General features: G+C 41.7%; 20 protein-coding genes. 13 read left to right on the plus strand and 7 right to left on the minus strand.

Annotation, left to right across the window (positions count from 1 at the left end; translation table 11 throughout):
- The first annotated feature begins 208 nt into the window (after positions 1 to 208).
- Entirely contained in the window at positions 209 to 841 is a 633-nt protein-coding gene (locus B9T36_RS08045; RefSeq protein WP_086209187.1) for a LysE family translocator, read from the plus strand.
- A gap of 60 nt (positions 842 to 901) precedes the next feature.
- Here B9T36_RS08045 and B9T36_RS08050 read toward each other — a convergent pair whose 3' ends face one another.
- A complete protein-coding gene (locus tag B9T36_RS08050; RefSeq protein WP_086208992.1) occupies positions 902 to 1,792 on the minus strand; it encodes a LysR family transcriptional regulator in 891 nt (296 codons plus the stop codon).
- A gap of 110 nt (positions 1,793 to 1,902) precedes the next feature.
- Here B9T36_RS08050 and B9T36_RS08055 point away from each other — a divergent pair, with 110 nt between their 5' ends.
- Positions 1,903 to 2,658 (plus strand): SDR family oxidoreductase, encoded by a 756-nt coding sequence (locus B9T36_RS08055; RefSeq protein ID WP_086208993.1) that lies wholly within the window; start codon positions 1,903 to 1,905, stop codon positions 2,656 to 2,658.
- Positions 2,659 to 2,765: 107 nt separating this feature from the next.
- On the opposite strand, the gene hemW is transcribed toward B9T36_RS08055, so the two are convergent.
- Complete coding sequence (gene hemW, locus B9T36_RS08060) at positions 2,766 to 3,920, minus strand: radical SAM family heme chaperone HemW (protein WP_086208994.1); 1,155 nt, start codon at positions 3,918 to 3,920, stop codon at positions 2,766 to 2,768.
- A 124-nt stretch (positions 3,921 to 4,044) separates the two neighbouring features.
- Here hemW and B9T36_RS08065 point away from each other — a divergent pair, with 124 nt between their 5' ends.
- Positions 4,045 to 4,506, plus strand: coding sequence for a DMT family transporter (locus B9T36_RS08065; RefSeq protein ID WP_086208995.1), 462 nt, complete (start codon positions 4,045 to 4,047; stop codon positions 4,504 to 4,506).
- Positions 4,507 to 4,607: 101 nt separating this feature from the next.
- The gene (locus tag B9T36_RS08070) at positions 4,608 to 5,909 is read left to right on the plus strand and encodes an MATE family efflux transporter (RefSeq protein ID WP_086209188.1); all 1,302 of its coding nucleotides are present in this window, start codon (positions 4,608 to 4,610) and stop codon (positions 5,907 to 5,909) included.
- A gap of 45 nt (positions 5,910 to 5,954) precedes the next feature.
- On the opposite strand, the gene B9T36_RS08075 is transcribed toward B9T36_RS08070, so the two are convergent.
- Positions 5,955 to 6,164: a DUF1737 domain-containing protein gene (locus B9T36_RS08075; protein ID WP_086208996.1), complete on the minus strand. Its 210-nt coding sequence runs from the start codon at positions 6,162 to 6,164 to the stop codon at positions 5,955 to 5,957.
- Positions 6,165 to 6,357: 193 nt separating this feature from the next.
- Here B9T36_RS08075 and B9T36_RS08080 point away from each other — a divergent pair, with 193 nt between their 5' ends.
- Positions 6,358 to 7,656, plus strand: coding sequence for an ABC1 kinase family protein (locus B9T36_RS08080; RefSeq protein WP_086208997.1), 1,299 nt, complete (start codon positions 6,358 to 6,360; stop codon positions 7,654 to 7,656).
- A gap of 133 nt (positions 7,657 to 7,789) precedes the next feature.
- Complete coding sequence (locus tag B9T36_RS08085; protein ID WP_086208998.1) at positions 7,790 to 8,044, plus strand: type B 50S ribosomal protein L31; 255 nt, start codon at positions 7,790 to 7,792, stop codon at positions 8,042 to 8,044.
- A 117-nt stretch (positions 8,045 to 8,161) separates the two neighbouring features.
- Here the strand turns inward: B9T36_RS08085 and crcB are convergent, their stop codons facing one another.
- Complete coding sequence (gene crcB / locus B9T36_RS08090; RefSeq protein WP_086208999.1) at positions 8,162 to 8,539, minus strand: fluoride efflux transporter CrcB; 378 nt, start codon at positions 8,537 to 8,539, stop codon at positions 8,162 to 8,164.
- A 221-nt stretch (positions 8,540 to 8,760) separates the two neighbouring features.
- Here crcB and B9T36_RS08095 point away from each other — a divergent pair, with 221 nt between their 5' ends.
- Positions 8,761 to 9,093 carry a HopJ type III effector protein gene (locus B9T36_RS08095; RefSeq protein WP_086209000.1) on the plus strand — a complete coding sequence of 111 codons (333 nt, stop codon included), beginning with the start codon at positions 8,761 to 8,763 and terminating at the stop codon, positions 9,091 to 9,093.
- Positions 9,094 to 9,281: 188 nt separating this feature from the next.
- On the opposite strand, the gene B9T36_RS08100 is transcribed toward B9T36_RS08095, so the two are convergent.
- Positions 9,282 to 9,842, minus strand: coding sequence for a hypothetical protein (locus B9T36_RS08100; RefSeq protein WP_086209001.1), 561 nt, complete (start codon positions 9,840 to 9,842; stop codon positions 9,282 to 9,284).
- Positions 9,843 to 10,016: 174 nt separating this feature from the next.
- Between B9T36_RS08100 and B9T36_RS08105 the strand changes: the two genes are divergently transcribed.
- A complete protein-coding gene (locus tag B9T36_RS08105) occupies positions 10,017 to 10,643 on the plus strand; it encodes a class I SAM-dependent methyltransferase (protein WP_086209002.1) in 627 nt (208 codons plus the stop codon).
- A gap of 73 nt (positions 10,644 to 10,716) precedes the next feature.
- On the opposite strand, the gene B9T36_RS08110 is transcribed toward B9T36_RS08105, so the two are convergent.
- Complete coding sequence (locus B9T36_RS08110; RefSeq protein ID WP_086209003.1) at positions 10,717 to 11,190, minus strand: Holliday junction resolvase-like protein; 474 nt, start codon at positions 11,188 to 11,190, stop codon at positions 10,717 to 10,719.
- Between the two features lie 123 nt (positions 11,191 to 11,313).
- Between B9T36_RS08110 and B9T36_RS08115 the strand changes: the two genes are divergently transcribed.
- From B9T36_RS08115 to B9T36_RS08135, 5 genes are all read left to right on the plus strand, one after another.
- The gene (locus tag B9T36_RS08115; protein WP_086209004.1) at positions 11,314 to 11,958 is read left to right on the plus strand and encodes a ParA family protein; all 645 of its coding nucleotides are present in this window, start codon (positions 11,314 to 11,316) and stop codon (positions 11,956 to 11,958) included.
- A 137-nt stretch (positions 11,959 to 12,095) separates the two neighbouring features.
- Positions 12,096 to 13,217, plus strand: a complete 1,122-nt coding sequence (locus tag B9T36_RS08120; protein WP_162900251.1) for an AI-2E family transporter — start codon at positions 12,096 to 12,098, stop codon at positions 13,215 to 13,217.
- A gap of 144 nt (positions 13,218 to 13,361) precedes the next feature.
- Entirely contained in the window at positions 13,362 to 13,913 is a 552-nt protein-coding gene (gene sodC, locus B9T36_RS08125) for a superoxide dismutase family protein (RefSeq protein ID WP_086209006.1), read from the plus strand.
- Positions 13,914 to 14,130: 217 nt separating this feature from the next.
- Positions 14,131 to 16,281 (plus strand): YccS family putative transporter, encoded by a 2,151-nt coding sequence (gene yccS, locus B9T36_RS08130; protein ID WP_086209189.1) that lies wholly within the window; start codon positions 14,131 to 14,133, stop codon positions 16,279 to 16,281.
- Between the two features lie 114 nt (positions 16,282 to 16,395).
- Positions 16,396 to 16,695, plus strand: a complete 300-nt coding sequence (locus tag B9T36_RS08135) for a DUF3817 domain-containing protein (RefSeq protein WP_004977999.1) — start codon at positions 16,396 to 16,398, stop codon at positions 16,693 to 16,695.
- A 124-nt stretch (positions 16,696 to 16,819) separates the two neighbouring features.
- Here the strand turns inward: B9T36_RS08135 and B9T36_RS08140 are convergent, their stop codons facing one another.
- Positions 16,820 to 18,049 carry an MFS transporter gene (locus tag B9T36_RS08140; RefSeq protein WP_086209007.1) on the minus strand — a complete coding sequence of 410 codons (1,230 nt, stop codon included), beginning with the start codon at positions 18,047 to 18,049 and terminating at the stop codon, positions 16,820 to 16,822.
- Positions 18,050 to 18,285 lie beyond the last annotated feature (236 nt).

Below are 18,285 nucleotides of genomic sequence, written 5' to 3' on the forward strand. Positions count from 1 at the left end.
ATCACATGCAGACGTATAGGCGCAAAAAGCGGGAATTGATGTAAGCCAATTCGTACAAAATAATGAACACATTTCCACATAGAAGCAGTGATCATTTTTGATGAAAGGAACTCAAAGAAACAACTCATGTGAATATGTGAAAAATAACGTTCACTAAACTTATGATTGTTTGATATCTTCAAAACTCGGATTTTAGCGAGTATAGATGATGATTGACCTATCTCAGATGATTGCTTTTGCAGGTGTCGCGCTGCTCATGGTGCTCACGCCCGGTCCAAATATGATTTACTTGATTTCTCGCTCCATTTCTCAAGGAAAATCGGCAGGCTTAATTTCATTGGCCGGTATCATTTTAGGCTTTATTTTCTATATGGCTTGTGCCTCACTCGGCATTACCGCCTTCTTATTTGCCGTGCCTTTTGCCTATGACACCATCAAAATATTAGGTGCATTGTACTTACTTTGGTTGGCTTGGAATGCAGTGAAACCCAATGGGGTTTCTGCCTTTCAAACGGTGGATTTAAAACCTGATCGTCCGATGAAACTTTTTATGATGGGATTTCTCACCAATCTGTTAAATCCTAAAATTGCGATTATGTATCTGTCCTTACTTCCTCAGTTTATTCAGCCCAATCACGGCAGTGTTTTTGTACAGTCGATGACTTTAGGCCTAATTCAAATTGTGGTCAGCTTTTTTGTGAATGTATTAATTGTCTACTCTGCGGGCTCATTAGCAGCCTTGATGAACCGCAAGCCGATTTGGGCACAAGTTCAAAAGTGGATGATGGGGACGGTTTTATCGGTCTTAGCTGTTCGTCTTTTGATGGATGAGCGAAAATAAGCATGTCGATTCAGAGATTTGGCCTGTATTGTAATGAAGCTTTATGATGCGAAAGAAACGCTAGATAAGAAGTTTCTTTTTGAGTAAAGCATCCAACCAATCCACAAAGTCCTGAAAATACTTTGGCCGATACTGCCTGTCAGTCAACAAAATATTGATGGGCAATTCAAGACTTGGAATATCTAGAAATAAACGCTTTAACTGACTTTGTTCTACATATTGCACAGCATCAAATTCAGGTATTTGGATTATTCCCATACCTGCAAGGCTGGCTTGAATATATGCTTCAGTATTGTCAATGAGTAAACGATAAGGCATCTTCATTCGATGATCACGAAAGACTAATTCACTCCATTCCCGATAATATTTCCCAACATGATAATCAACGGCAAAATGTTGATTCAACTCAGCCAAGGTTTTAGGTTCTCCAAACTGTGCTAAATACTCAGGTGAAGCTAATGTCCAAATTTTTGTTTGGCAAATTGGTTTCATGAGCAAATATTTATCCTGCACCTCTCCCACACGCACCACACAATCTAATTGTTGCTCAATCAAATTAGAAAAATCATCACTGCCGTTCACCAACACTTTTACTTTTGGAAACTGCGCATAGAACTCTGCCAAATGAGGGATCAGGATTTGTGTTGCTAATCGTTTCGACATGCCAATACTAATTGTTCCCTCTTGGCTTCTTACATGGGTTTTAAAGCGATTAAGCTCTTTTAACTGTGCAACCAGACGGACTGCTTCGTCATAAAACAGAATGCCTTCATTGGTCAAAGAGACTTTGCGAGTGGTTCTATAAAACAATAGCACTTCATATTCTTTTTCAAGAGATTGAATCGCATAAGTTACATTCGATCGAGGCAAACCTAATTGTACAGCAGCCTGCGCAAAAGACTTCTTCTCTGCCACTAAACAAAAAATTCTTAGTCGATCAATCTTATCCATTTTATTGTGCAACTTTTTCAGACAATCAGTGCAATTTTAACAACTATTTCATACAAATAAATTCTTTTAAGATCACTTCAAACAACTACATACAAACCGAGGCTAGGCCCATGTCACAACACGACCTGAAAGGAAAAACTGTATTAATTACTGGCGGTGCTAAGAATTTAGGTGGATTGATTTCACGTAAGTTTGCAGAACACGGCGCAAATTTAGTCATTCATTATAATAGTACAGCAACACAAGCAGATGCCGAAGACACATTCAATCTAGTGCAAGCATTTGGTGTCAACGCCATCTTGGTACAAGCTGATTTAACAAATATTCAAAACATTGAAGCACTATTCGTTCAAGCTAAAACTGAGTTTGGTGGAATTGATATCGCAATTAATACCGTTGGTCGCGTCCTTAAAAAGCCCTATCTAGATACGACTGAACAAGAGTTTGATGACATGAATGACATCAACAATAAAATTGCATATTTCTTTATTCAATCAGCAGGACGTCATCTGAATGAAGGTGGGAAAATATGCAATATCGTAACGAGTTTACTCGCAGCATATACGGGTCTTTATTCAACGTATGAAGGACTAAAAGCACCAGTAGAACACTATACACGTGCAGCATCTAAGGAATTTGGAAGTCGTGGTATTTCTGTTACTGCTGTTGCACCAGGTCCAATGGATACGCCTTTTTTCTATGCTCAGGAAGCCCCCGAAGCAGTTGCATATCATCAATCTGCCTCAGCACTGGGCGGACTCACCAAAATTGAAGATATAGAGCCATTGGTACGCTTCTTGGTTACAGATGGCTGGTGGATTACAGGACAAACTATTTTTGCCAATGGCGGGTATACAACACGTTAATCGTGTAAGCAAAATGAACAGCTGTTTTGATTCCATCATGCACAGCCGATATCCCCTTTCGTTTAAATTTAGAACCATGATTGCCCACGCAATCATGGTTCTAAAACTCAGAGAAATGATTCCAGCACTGAATTTAAAAACACATGCCCCTGCTCGGTACACGCTAAACGCGTCGCATCATCCACCATTAATTTTCGACTGCGTAATGAGTCCAAAGTTTCAGCCAAACTCTCCAGATTCAAACCTGTACGCTGTGCATAATATTCAACTGCAACCCCATCATTTAAACGCAAAGCATTCATCATAAACTCAAATGGAAGTTCGTCGGCTTCAATCCGCTTAAACTGTACATGCTCCGCAGGGACTTTAGCCAAATAATCTTTCGGTAAACGAGTTTTCTGGAAACGATAGACCCCATCTAGCTGGGTCACTTTGGCATGTGCACCTGCCCCAATCGCCAAATAGTCGCCAAACTGCCAGTAATTCAGATTATGTGCAGAAGATAATTCCTTACGCCATGCCGAAACTTCATAGTTGATAAATCCCTGCGCTTTTAAATAAGCTTCTCCCTGCGCCTGAATCTCTTCAAGCACATCATCCACTGGTAAAATCGGCTGGGTTCTAAAAAACACCGTATTCGGCTCAATGGTCAGTTGATACCATGAAATATGCGTGGCACCATTTTCCACAGCGAGTTTTAAATCCAATAAGGCTTGTTCCAAAGTCTGCTCAGGTAAGCCATGCATCAGGTCGACATTAATGCGTTTAAAACCTGCATCACGTGCCAAACCAATGGCTGAAATAGCATCACTATTGCTATGAATACGCCCCAGTTTTTTTAGATGTTCCGTGTTAAAACTTTGCACCCCAATCGAAAGCCGATTAATGCCTGCTGCCAAATAATCGGCAAAAGGGTCATGTTCCACTGTACCCGGATTGGCTTCTAAGGTAATTTCACAGTTCGTCTCAAACGGTAGTAATGCTTTGAGCTGAGCAAATAACCATTGATATCCCTGCGCTGAAATGAGGGACGGTGTTCCACCGCCAATGAACACACTATGAATGTGACGCCCTTGAGCAAACTCAAGCTGAGTTTTAAAGTCCTCAACCAAAGCATGTAAATATTCTTGCTCTAAATCTAGGGACAGTTTGCCATCTGGCACTGCGTGCGAGTTAAAGTCGCAATAAGGACACTTACGCACACACCACGGCATGTGGATATATAAAGACAACGGAATATTTGCAGGATGTAAATCGGTCAAGGACGAGACTCTAAAGCACAGCGATAATCTTGCACATTTTAACATGACTGCATCAAGACACTTATGAAATCTGTGGCTATTTGGATTAGACTGATAAAAAGACAAGAAGAATGAATGGTTTAAAATGATGAAAATATCGAGCCAATTGCTGTTTATGTTACCGCTTGCTTTCGGTATTGGTATTGCTATGACCTTTCAAACTGCCCTGAATACACAACTCCGAGAATATCTATACTCACCCCTGCAAGCTGCACTGTTATCCTTTTTCGTTGGAACCTGTGTGTTAGCGCTTTTAGTTTTGTTTCAGCCTGTCGACAAACCACAGTTACATGCTTTTTCCAATATTCCGTGGTACTTATGGCTCGGCGGATGCCTAGGGGTTTATGCCATCAGTATAAGCATCTATACTGCGCCTCAATTAGGCTTTCTCACGTTTTCAGGTTTGGTTATTTTTGGACAAATCCTGACTTCGATGATTTTTGACCACTATGGTCTATTGGGTACCGAAAAAACACCTGTCAATTGGCAGCGTTTGCTTGGTGGCGTCGTAATTTTTATTGGTGTGCTTCTCACTTTACAACGCTGAATTTATTTAGACCAAGCACATGATGAATATGAGTAATTTTTGTGTCGACTACAAATAAAATCACCTCCCATCGTTTCGAATTAAAAAAGTTATTGGTGTTAATGCTCCCCATCCTGATCACGCAGTTTTCTCAAGCGGGTCTTGGGTTGATTGATACCATCATGGCGGGACATTTATCTCCGACCGATTTAGCCTCAATTGCTGTCGGGGTCGGTTTATGGATCCCTGTGATGTTGCTGTTTAGCGGCATCATGATTGCCACCACACCATTGGTGGCCGAAGCGAATGGTGCACGTACCCCTGAAAAAATCGCCACCATTGCTCGTCAATCCCTTTGGGTCGCCTTTATTTTAGGCAGTATTGCGGGTTTAATTTTACAAGCCATGCCACTGTTATTGCCCCTCATGGGTGTACCTGCAAACTTACTGCCTAAAGCCAGTTTATTTTTACATGCGATTGGCTTTGGTATGCCTGCGGTAACGATGTATGCAGCACTGCGTGGATATTCAGAAGCGCTCGGCCACCCACGTCCTGTTACCGTGATTAGCTTAGCCGCCTTGGTCCTTTTGGTTCCCCTAAACTTTGTCTTTATGTATGGTTTCGGCCCGATTCCAGCGCTGGGTTCGGCAGGCTGTGGATTTGCCACTGCAATTTTACAGTGGATCATGTTTGTCACTTTGGCCACTTATATTTTTAAAGCCTCGGCGTATCAAAAAACTCAAGTATTTGGTACTTGGGAGAAGATGGATCGCTATTGGATCGAGCGTATTTTAAAACTTGGTCTACCCATTGGTTTAGCTATTTTCTTTGAAGTCAGTATTTTTAGTACCGCTGCAATTATTCTCAGTCCACTGGGGGAAACCATTGTGGCAGCACATCAGATTGCAATGTCGGTCACCTCTCAGTTATTTATGATTCCGATGTCCCTTGCTATCGCCCTCACCATTCGTGTTGGGACTTACTATGGCGAGAAAAACTGGATCGCAATGCGAAAGGTGCAAAAACTCGGACTCGCTACGGGTACGGTTTTGGCGCTGATGACCATGTTACTGATTGCGCTGTTCCGTCCTGAAATTGTGGCAATTTATACCTCTGATCATGAAGTATCAGAAGTTGCGATGTATTTACTATTGTTTGCACTCGCCTACCAACTGATGGACGCTTGGCAAATTAGCGCTGCAGGTTGTTTGCGTGGTATGCAAGACACCAAAGGTCCAATGTGGATCACCATGATTGCCTATTGGATTGTGGCTTTTCCAGTCAGCATTTATTTGGCACGTTATACCAACATAGGTGCAGCAGGCGTGTGGATTGGGTTGATTGTTGGTTTAAGCGTAGCATGTGCCCTACTCTTGCTTCGACTTTATAACAACAATAAACGTCTCAGTCAGGACTATCACTAAAACTTTGCGGTGAATAGGAGGGTTAAATACTCTCCTATTTCTCTCTTACAGTTGTGCCAAAGCATCTTTCAGACCCTGTGGTACTTCGCTTTCATCCTCAACTTCTTTGACCACCACCTGCCCTACGATCACTTCATTGCCATTAAAGGTCATGGTCGGTGAACCATACAGGCTATAGCCTTCATTCAGTGCTTTGGTAACACGTGCACAAAACTGCACATCATCCTTGCCTGTAAAATAACGATAAACTTTCATTTATTTCATACTCAAAATTTTTCGCACAGTGTAACGCGATTTTTAAATGCAGCGACATCCAGCGTGCAATTCACTCAATTGACCACTATTATTTAAATAGAAACATCAGCTTAACAATTTAAAGTAGGCAGTCTTGCATTTGTCGCCTATGATCAAATCTGAGATGTAACAAAAATGCCCCGAGGAATATCGCATGGCAAATACGACTCGTACGCCCGGTCGTCGCTTTATGAAACTTGCCAGTATGACGGCAAGTATCGCAACCAAGACTGTGACCAATTCAATTAGAAACTTCAATGCCGATGAAGATAAAAAAAATGCGGCGCGCAGTCAGCTTTTTCAGGACATTGGAGTTCAAATTGCAGATACCTTAGGTGAAATGAAAGGTGCTGTAATGAAAGTTGGGCAAATTGCATCTCAGTACAAAGACATTTTCCCACCTGAAGTGGCACGCGCGATTAGTAAATTACAACGCCAAGCGCCAGCGATGCCATTTAGCGAAATCAAAGCGCAGGTAGAAAAAGAACTGGGTAAACCGCTTAATCAAATTTTTACAGCCTTTGAAGAACAACCCTTTGCCGCAGCCTCCATTGGCCAAGTGCATAAAGCCACTTTACCGAGTGGCGAGCAAGTCGTAGTTAAAGTTCAATATCCGGGTGTAGAAGAAGCCTGTGAAAGCGACTTAAAACAAGTCCGTTTAGCGCTCCGCTTAATGGGTGTGCTCAAAATTGACCGTAAGTTACAAGATCAACTCTTTAAAGAAATTCAGGACAGTTTGGATAACGAGCTGAACTATCAAATAGAAGCGCAAAACTTAGAGGTCGCACGAACCTTTCATCAGGCCCTAGACCCTAAAATTATTATTCCTCAAGTCTACAAAGACTATTCAAGCCGTCATATTTTGACCTTAAGCTTGGAGCACGGCGAAAGCATTGAAACTGCCAGTACGTGGTCACAAGACACGCGCAATGAACTGGGACGTCGTTTATTCCGTGCCATTGGTCGTGAAATTTTCTTTTTAAAGCGCTTTCACTGCGACCCCCATCCAGGCAACTTTGCCTTTCGTGAAGATGGCAGCGTGATCGTGTATGACTACGGCGGTGTCAAAACCCTATCGACTGAAATCGTGATGCATTTTAAGCAACTGATTCAAGCAGCGCGCGACAGTAATATCTTGGCCATGGAGCAACAACTGACTGCTTTGCACTCCATGTCTGAACAAGGAAAATTTCCTGCCGAACTGTATGAAGCATGGTTAGAGGTGCTGATGCGCCCCCTTACGACCATGTATGACTTTGCTGAGAACTCTGCGCATCATGATGGCATTGAACTGGTCAAACCATCGCTGAAATATTGGGATGTGTTTAAACCCTCCCCCGATACGCTGATGGTCAATCGCACGGTGTCTGGACATTACTGGAACCTGATTCATCTCAAAGTCCACGACAACCTTAATGATCTGTTTGAAGAGTTGGTACCGCCCACAGCTTAAATAATGACGATAGCTGAGAACAAAACCAATTCAACTCCAATAAACCCAGTTACATAAAGTCACTGGGTTTATTTTGACTTTAATATTGTTATATTATAACATTTCAAAAATAATAGATTTAAGGAGATGCCGTATGCGTGCCAATATTCATCCAGAGTATCGCGAAGTGCTATTTCACGACACCAATGCCGATGCATTTTTCATTATCGGTAGTACATTACAAAGTAACCAGACCCGTGAGCATGAAGGTAAAACGTATCCTTATGTCAGTTTGGATATTTCAAGTGCGTCACATCCGTTTTATACGGGTGAGCAACGTCAAACCAGTAATGAAGGTCGTGTTGCAAGTTTCAACAAACGTTTCGCGCGTTTCAAACGCTCACAATAATTTCATTTTTCTTTAAGCTATACGCGTTATAGTAAAGATATCAAGAAGCCTAAGACCTCCTCCAGCTTAGGCTTCTTTTTTTATGTCTTCAATTGCGACAATGACGCTCTAAAATATTTAAGGCTTAAAAAGGCTGTCGAGTAAATAGAATCCTATTCCAAGTACAATCACACCCACCACTAAACTTGATAATGCATAACTCAAAGCGAGTAGCATTTGCCCCTGTCTCAGTAATTGAAACGTTTCGAGACCAAAACTTGAGAAAGTGGTAAAACCGCCCAATACACCCACCATTAAAAATAAACGTGCTTCTTGTTGAAGTACTGGATATTTTTGACTGAGCGCAAAAAATAGTCCCGCAGTAAAACAACCGATAATATTGATCCACCACGTCGGCCATGGAAAGCTCATATTCGGTTTGAAGAGCAATAAGCCTGCACCATAGCGTAAACAGGCCCCTATTCCACCGCCCAAAGCCACCAAGATCCAATTCATTTAATTGCCCTATTTTTCGCAAAAGCTGTATGGATAAGTCCAAAGTTATCCACAGTTCATCAATACTGGACCTATTAAACCCGAATCAATCTACCGACATCAAGGCTTTTCAAGCTTGAGCCGATTCTTAAAATAAGCTCAAAAGTTTTCTCAAATGCAAAACTCACAAACCTACACTTTTTGGGTATGATGTGAGCATAAATTTAATCGGACATATACACATGGCACAGGTCTTATTGGCTCAGCTTGCAACGGGCGAAGCAAAATTTTCAGATGTACTGGCTTTTATTGAAGCGGCTTATACACATACGCCAACTGCGTTTAAAAATGGTTTACAACACAATGCGGCAACTGAAAACCAAGGCAGTGCCAAAGTGTTTTCGTTTGCACAGCTTCAAGGTCTCGATCAAGCACAAACCTTAAGCTTATTTGCAGAACACTATGCCTCTGTTTTAGCGACACCTGATGCAACAGATCATCAAAATATTCGTCAGTTCATGTTGAATGGTTGGGATGGTATTGCGTTTGATGGTACGGCATTAACCGCAAAATAAAGATAAAAAACCACGTTCAAACAATTTGAACGTGGTTTATCAATAAAATAGTTTAAAATTACGTATCTATAAGCATTTAAAGCATATATTAAATAGGTTTCACGTGGAGCAAGACGATATGGTTTGTTCTGTCCTACAATACTGTCGAACAGCATAGTCTAAAGAACTCGTTTAACCTGATTTATCGCTTATCCCTTCACCCGTTCAATCCATTGGATTGAGCTGACACGAAAGACTTCACAAGCGCCATCGCCAGTATCGGTTGGGGTTAAAGAAGACGTCCAGACTAGATCTTTATCTTTGATTTCAACCAAATCACCTTTTAAACGAACCAAGTCACCACGTTTTACATGTTTAATTTGTTTCGCAATTTCAGGGTTAGCTGGAATGATGTGCATATTCGAAACCATCTGCATCGCTTGCTCAGCAGGTACAGGCAGACGATCAATTTTCCAATTGAGATAACGGTCATATTGATTCACAGTAATATGTCGTGCAATTTCAGGCTCAGCAAATAACCCCCAACTCACTGCATAGTCTATCGGTGAAAATTTGGCTTGCTCATCTTCCGAATAGGTCTTTGAACCCAAAATTCGAAAATCCCCTTTAAACGGTTTCAACACAGAAATAGATTGATCCTTTGAAGCTGGTGCAAGACCTTTAGCAATGTTGTAATCTACAGTGGCACTGGCACTAATCGGCAACAGTAAACTTGAGAGTAAACTGAGTAAGATAAATTTAGATTTCATTGCAAACCTCATTCCCATCAACCTAGGAAAATATGAATCAATTTTCATCTTAGTCCAGTTTCCTGAAAAAAAGCTTATGAACTTAGTAACATTGTGAACGAATTATGCAGTCTACTTTTAGCTAGAGCATTTTTCAGTTAGGCTAATCAACAATAAAAAAAGATCCATTCGCTCATGCTTTATAAATATTATCAACAACACATTTTTCCACATGTATTAAATCAGGTCATGCAAGTGCCCAGTTTAATGGACAAGCGCCGTGAACTACTTTTACCGATTCAGGGAGATGTATTGGAAATTGGTTTTGGTACAGGGCTGAATCTGCCTTTTTATCAAAATGTCGATACGCTCTATGCCCTTGAACCCAGTCCTGAAATTTATCATTTGGCTGTAGAGCGGGTACAAGCAGCAGCATTTGAAGTGCATCATGTACAAGCCCGTGCGGAAAAGTTGCCTTTTGCCGACCACAGCCTTGAACATGTAGTCAGTACGTGGACGCTGTGTAGTATTGCAGAGCTAGAACAGGCTTTGCTAGAAATATTACGCGTGCTCAAACCCGGTGGTACCTTACATGTGGTGGAGCATGTGTTAAACACCAATAATCTGTATATTCAGCGCCTACAACACTTACTCACGCCTGTGCAAAAGCGTTTAGCGGATGGCTGCCATCTCAATCGAAATATTGAACAGTCCTTAAAAACAGCAGGATTTAATGTGATAGAACAACACTACTTTTATGCTGAGGGAATCCCGAAACTCGGACAACTGATGTACTTTGCTCGTGCGCAAAAACCCAATTAAGATAATCGCAATATTCATATCATGCTGTATTTGAAGTTGTTCGATTGAATGGATATGTTTGTTGCTACTTGGCTTATTCCGCCGTATCAAAGTCGATGCGTACCGTTTCAAAACGTACCCGCCCTGCTTGAATCGCTTGCGCAATGGCCACTTGTCCTTTGGTCAGCCTTGCCCCACCGCTTTTAATATCAATAAGCACAATTTCAATATCTTCCGCTTTCCCCTCACCATCACGCAGGTCGGTATAACCATCAAACACCACATAGTCGACAGGATCTCCCAAAAATTTAGCATCACTGGGTAAGTATTCAAACTGCGGCATAATCGGTGCCAGTTGCTCTGCCATTTTGCCTTTCAACACTGCACGACTGGTATTGACACTGCGCTTTTGTGCTTGAGCCAAAGCCTGCTGATGCTCTAATTCTAATTCGGCAATGTAGCGCTCATATTCTGCTTTGATGCGTCCATTTCGGCTGTGACTTAAAATAAGGGTGGTCAAGACCACACCGATTACTGCACCGATCAACATTGCCATCCATATGGACATGGTTTTTTCCTAATTTTGTGCTACTGCTAGCAAGATTTAAGCTTATAACTTTGGTCATGTGTCATATCCAGCACACAAAAGAATGATATGCTAGGGATGAGCAGAATAAAATCATTTAAGGTCATGAAAACGATATTAATTGCAAACCAAAAAGGTGGCTGTGGCAAAACGATAACCGCAATTAATTTAGCGTCAGCACTTGCACAGAAAGGTTATAAGGTCGCATTGGCCGATGCTGATAATCAAAAGTCTGCCCGTCAGTGGTTAAAACAACGCCCTGACCACGTAGCACATATTGAAAGTTTGGATTGGCGTCATGAAAAATCAATTGGTGAAGTCCCTAAAAATATTGAATATTTAATTATTGATGCACCAGGCGCACTGTCTGGTGAACATGCGGAACAACTGGTGAGTGAAGCACATGCAATTGTGACCCCACTGCAACCCTCATTTTTTGATATTGACAGTACACGACGTTTTTTAAAACACTTGCAAGAGATTAAACGTATCCGTAAAGGTAAAGTTCAAATTCTCCTTTTAGCCAATCGGGTCAAAGCCAACAGCGCCAGTGCCAAAGACATTCAAGACTTTTTTGAAAAGATTGAACAGCAACCGATCGCATGGATTTCTGAGCGTACCGCGTATGGTCAATTGGCAATGCAAGGCTTAAGCATATTTGATAAAACACAAAAAAATTATTTAACCATCCAAAGCCAATGGCAACCTTTGCTCAATGCAATTGTCGATGATCCAAGTGCATGGTTCTAAGGCATTGAAGATAAAGATAAGCCAATGAACTCTGCTTTTATGTTCTGTAATTCACGAGAACTTACCAAGGGTACATTCTCGTTCGCATTTTTTTCAGTTAATATGACTTTGACCTTAGAGATATAGCAGTGAATACCGTGCAACGATACGCACCAGCCTTACAAAAAGTATTGTTATTTGGACTGATTTTTATTCTGTTCTATTTGAGCTTTCAAGTCCTGAAATACTTTATTGTACCTGTGCTTTGGGCTGCGATTATTGCCTATATCACATGGCCTTTATATCACTCCGTGCAGAAGCTCTGTGGACCGCGTCCGACTTTAAGTGCAACCATTATGATCAGCATGGTTATATTGGTGGTCGGAATTCCATTGACCTTTGCAATCTTTATGCTGCAACACGAAGGTCGGAGCTTATTTTACGAATTACAAAAACAGGTCTTTTCTGGTCACTTAGATGTGCCTCAATTTATCCGTGACTTACCTTTTATCGGTAAGGAAGTCACACGGACCTTAAAAGAAATCAATACTGACCCCAATAGCATCGTACAAAATGTTTCAGGTTGGTTCCAAAGCCACTTAAGCTATGGTCGTTTAGTTCTCAGTGAAATCAGTAAAAATATTTTCAAACTCTGCTTTGCAGTCATGTCTTTATTCTTTTTCTACCGTGATGGACAAACCATTTTAAGTCAGGTTAGTAAGGCACTTGAAATGGTGATTGGACCACGTATTCATCACTATTTAGATACCATTTCTGAAACAACACGCGCCGTGCTGTATGGTGTAGGGCTTACAGCTGTTGCTCAAGCACTCTTGGCAGGCATTAGTTACTTTGTTGCAGGTGTTCCAAATCCAATGGTACTCACCATTGTTACCTTCTTATTTGCGTTGATTCCATTTGGCCCTCCTGTCGCTTATAGTGCCGTATCACTGTGGTTGTTCTCACAAGGTCAAACCATTGAGGCTATAGGTGTGATGGCTTGGGGTGTTTGTGTCGTGAGTACAGCGGACAATGTGATTCGCCCATTGGTGATCTCAGGTGCAACTCAAATTCCATTCTTACTCATCATGTTTGGTGTGCTAGGTGGTTTAGCCAGCTTTGGTATGATCGGTTTATTTATTGGCCCTGTGATCCTAGCCGTGCTGTTAGCTATTTGGCGTGAATGGTTGCATGAGCAGGTCAATGAACCCTTGATGATGCCGAAAGCGACATTAGCTTATGATCCACCTGAAGAGCCATTAGACACGCCAAAAAAATAACTTTAGTGAAATAACTTAAACGCATGCTTTCACCGAGAGCATGCGTTTTTTTATGTCAGATACAAAAACACTGTACGGAGAACATTGAACCCAAGCCTTGCCTTTGTTTGAATGGTTCTGAATTTTAAGGAAAAAGGATCTAATATGTTGTCTTCTACTTTAAAACTAAGTGCGCTCATGGCGTTGATTGGTTTAGGGACTGTGGCATGTAGCACGACTCCAACTGAAAGTAACACGATGGTCAAAAATGTCGATGTTCATGCGGTTTCAACTGCAGGTGTGGGACAAAAAATTGGTACCATTCGTTTTACTGACAGCCCTGCTGGCCTAGTTATTCAAACCAATTTAAGCCAGCTTCCGCCGGGCCCACATGGTTTTCACATCCATGAAAAAGGCTCATGTGATGTGGCTGAAAAAGAAGGGAAACCAGTTGCAGCTTTAGCTGCTGGCGGACATTTTAACCCCGAAAAAGCACCCAACCACGGTACACCGCTCAACGGTCATCTGGGTGATTTACCCATCTTGAATGTCGACTCAGCAGGTAATGCGAAAGTCAATTTACTTGCACCTCGTTTGAGTTTAGCAAACATACAAGGTTTAGCGGTGATGGTGCATGCAGGTGGCGACAACTACTCAGATAGTCCTAAACCACTCGGCGGTGGTGGCGATCGTATCGCGTGTGGTGTAATTCAATAAATCTATCGCATCCTTAGCATGTAAAAAAAAGTGCTTTATCTTCGTTTCTGTGGATAAGTTCTGACTTATACACACAGCACAGCGGATGAATTTTCTGCTGTGTTTTTATCGCTTTTTACTCCCTTTTTCATGTGATGTTCAATCGCATTAAATTGACAGTATGCTAAAAAACGTTCAGGCTAAAAGCAAAATAAAATCAAGCCTAGACAATGACATCGTGAATAATTTTCGCCAGTGGTTTCAATCTTTTCAGTCCAATGCAATTTTTATGTATTGCCTGCAAATTTTTATCGTGCTGAGTGGTACAACCTTAGGGCTCTACTTTTTAGGACTGGAACAACTGATCGTACCGACGACTTTAGGTGCGATTGCAACTGCCTTAACTGACTTCGATGACCGACTTAGTATTCGTCTCAGAAACCTAGTCTATGTCTGCGTGCTGTTCTTTAGTGTCAGCAGTATTTTAGATTTCCTGCATCCCTATAAATTCATATTCATCATTTACTTATCGCTTTCTAGTGCCTGTTTTATATTACTGGGGGCACTTGGACAACGCTATGCAGCGATGAGCTTTGGCACCATTTTACTCTCCTTATACAGCATGTTTGGCTTAGGAGAATATTCGGTTTGGTACTTTCAACCCAGTTGTTTTGTCTTGGGCGCATTGTGGTATGGCTGTACCGCCATTGTGTTTTATCTGCTAAAACCAACTTTGGCCGTTCAGGACAATCTAGCACGCTGTTTTAAGCAAATTGCAGATTTACTCAATGCCAAAGCACGTTTGTTTGACCCTGATAATCAAAACAATGTTGAAGCATTACTCTACGACTTATCCTTACAAAACAGCACAATTATTCAAAGCTTTAATAGCACCAAAAGTTCGCTGCTCACTCGACTAAAGGCCTCACGCGCCAACCAAAAGACGATTTATTGGCTGAATTTATACTTTCTGGCTCAAGACATTCATGAGCAAGCCAGCTCTAATTATTTACACTATGAACAGCTACATCAGAACTTCAGCCGTACAGATCTTATTTTCCGTATTCAAAAAAATATTCGGCTGCAGGCCCTTGCCTGTCAGGCATTGGCACGCTGTATTCTCAGCAATCAAATCTATGTGTCAGATCCCAATACGAATCAAGCATTGCTGAATTTACACAGTTCCATGCAAGACTGGATTCGAGACAATCCACATAATATTGAAGTCAAAAATCTACAACTGATTTTAAATAACTTAGACAATGTGCATGAACGCTTTCAACACTTAAATGAACTACAATTACGCCAAGAGCAACGCTATCAAGAACACATCGACAACCTCAACTTATACGATGATGATATTCATGGTTGGCACGATCTGTGGCTCAAACTCAGCCAACATCTCACCCCGCAGTCGGCACTGTTTCGACATGCGGTACGTATCGCCTTTGTCTTTGCTGTGGGTTATGGCATTTCTCTTCTGCCTTTTGCCCAACATGGCTACTGGATTTTACTGACGGGCTTATTTGTCTGCCAAATGCGTTATTTCGCCACCAAAAGTCGCTTAAAAATGCGAACCTTGGGCACTATTTTGGGCGTTGTTTTAGGGATTCCACTGCTGTATTTCGTACCGAGTATTGAAGGGCAATTACTGCTGACCATCATTTTTGGGGTGTGCTTTTTCTATCTCAGCTCTAAAAAATATGCCATGGCAACTCTAATGGCAACACTCATGGTACTGCTGATTTTTAATTTAAAAGGTGCAGGCTATGCCATTATTTTACCGAGGATCATGGATACTCTAATGGGTTGCGCCATTGCGTGGTTCGCGGTCAGTTTCATCTGGCCTGATTGGGACTTTCGTAATATTTCCAACACCATAAAAAAAGCTTCTGATAGCACCCTCAACTATTTTGATGCCATTTGTGAACAGTACCAGCAGGGCAAAAACAATAGCATGGCTTATCGCGGAGCACGGCGTGCTGCACACAATGCCCAAACTGAACTTGCAAGCATGATTTCTAGTCTCAGTACTGAACCGAATCCAAACCCAGAACTGATACACCATGCTTTTCGCTACTTGGTATATAGCCACAGTCAACTCAGCTATATTTCTGCTTTGGGCAGCCATCGTGAACTGGTACAAGACAACCAAGTACTGGAACTCATGCTCTGGTGTAAAAGCACGCTGAATGACGTACTACTACAGCATAAGACCTTACCCGAGCGAGAGATTCAACAGAAACTGGCAGAGATTAAATACTTAAATGCGCAGGAAACCATGAGTCAGCATTTACACTTGGTTCTCAAACAAATCAGTCTATTACTGGAAACCCTACCAGAATTGCTCAAATTGAAAACAGAACTACTCACCCGAGATATTAAATAAAATGGACTGCACAACGACGATCTTTAAACGGTTCATGACGTACGGGTGTATTGTGGTTCATTTTTATCTGGTTCTTGCGTACACTCAAGCTTCATTCTCATAGATTTTTTGACCATGAACATTCAGACATTACGTGTTGTAGGATTTTTAGAAGGGATTTCTTTTTTACTGTTGTTATTCGTTGCGATGCCAATGAAATACATCTTTGATAACCCGATCCTAGTCAAATATGTCGGTATGGGGCATGGCGTATTATTTATCCTGTTTCTCATCGTGCTGTTTGTAGTCTGTGAAAAGCAAAAATGGTCTTTGAAGATGTTTATACTCGGTTTGATCGCATCCATTCTACCCTTTGGGCCTTTTGTATTTGATGCCAAAATTAAAAAACTAGAACCTGAGCAAGCGGAAGCCTGAGTTTTAATACCATTTTTAAATACTGGCTTTAAAAGGATTATTTAAAGCCATAATAAAAAAGCGCCTATTCATCTGAATGGGCGCTTTTTTGATGAGAACTTCGCTAAATTCAGCGAATAAAATCTTAGTAGACACCGCTCTCAAGACGGCTTTGTATCACCTTCTTCACGGTCGCACGTGGAAAACTAAACCACAGGGTAATTAAACTGAGGCAGACCAAACTATAAGCCCAAAGACCAAATTCCACATACGCCATACGCACCAGTTCAATCACGAAGAAAAACGTAAACATCATCAGGACCGAAACGGCTGCGGCAACTGTCCCTTTGGACACTTCAGATGACATCAACGCAAAGCGGTATAACACTGAAAAACTAATACCTTCGCCAAAGCTCACCAAAGTCATCCCCACAATCAGTAACGGTAAGAAATAGCTTTGGAAAATCGTGCCGAGCACCACCAACAGCGTACCGATGAACATCAAGGGCAAACCGAGTAACACGGTTTTACCCAGTGCCATTTTGTCGATGACTTTAATCAGCACAATATTACCTAGAATGAGACCACCCAAGACAGGGAACTGCGCCAAGCCGTATTGCATACTGCTCAGGCCAAGTTCCTCGACCAAGATTACGGGTGACAGTGCAATCCACAACATCAATGGCATGGCCACCATAGGCAAACCAAAGGTGAGCGCCAAAAAAGTCTTATTTTTATAGACCGTTTTATAATCATCCCATATATAACGTAGTGGCTTTTTAGGAATACTGTGCTGTGTCGCAGGCATTTTGGCTTTTAAACCAAACCAACTCAAAAAAGCCAAAAAGGCGATGCCAATAAAACCCCAATGCCATGACACATGGTCAATCATAAATGCCCCGACCACAGGACCAAGCAGCGGTGCCAGCAAAGAAATATTCGCCATAAGAGCCATGACTTTAATAGCATCACGCTCTTCAAAACTTTCCTGTACTGCGGCATAACCCACCGCAGAAATCATCGACAGCCCCACACCTTGTAAAAAGCGGAGTGCCAAAAAAGACTCAATATTTTGAGTGAGTAAAATTGCAAGGCAGGTCAGCACAAAAAATGCCACACCCGAGAGCAGCACTTTTTTACGGCCTAAACGGTCTGAAAGCGGCCCAAGCAGCCATGCGACACAAGCACCGCCCAATAAATAAAAAGACATAGACGATGGTGCCCATGCACTACTGACCCCAAAATCTTGGGTAATGGCGAGCATGGCAGGTTGGACTAAATCATTACCGATATAGACCGAAAATTCGAATAAAACCAATGCCAAAGGAAACATCAATGTGGCACGGCTTAACTTTAAAGTTTGTACGTTTTGCATTGTTATCTACATATAAAATGCGTACAAGCCTGAGCGAAGTCCGTTGGAGGGAGAGACGACTAAGCCCAATGGCAAGCACTGTAAAATTGAATAAAAAATGTAATGGGTGCGAGAAATGCACACTGGTTTTACGCTGTATTCACAAAGCGTTTTTAGAAAAGGTGTTATTAAAATAGACTGAGCGGTGACACCAACAAAGCTCATTTAAGCTATTTTAGCAGTGTTGCATCTGTTTG

Source organism: Acinetobacter sp. ANC 4204 (assembly GCF_002135205.1).
Taxonomy (GTDB): Bacteria; Pseudomonadota; Gammaproteobacteria; order Pseudomonadales; family Moraxellaceae; genus Acinetobacter.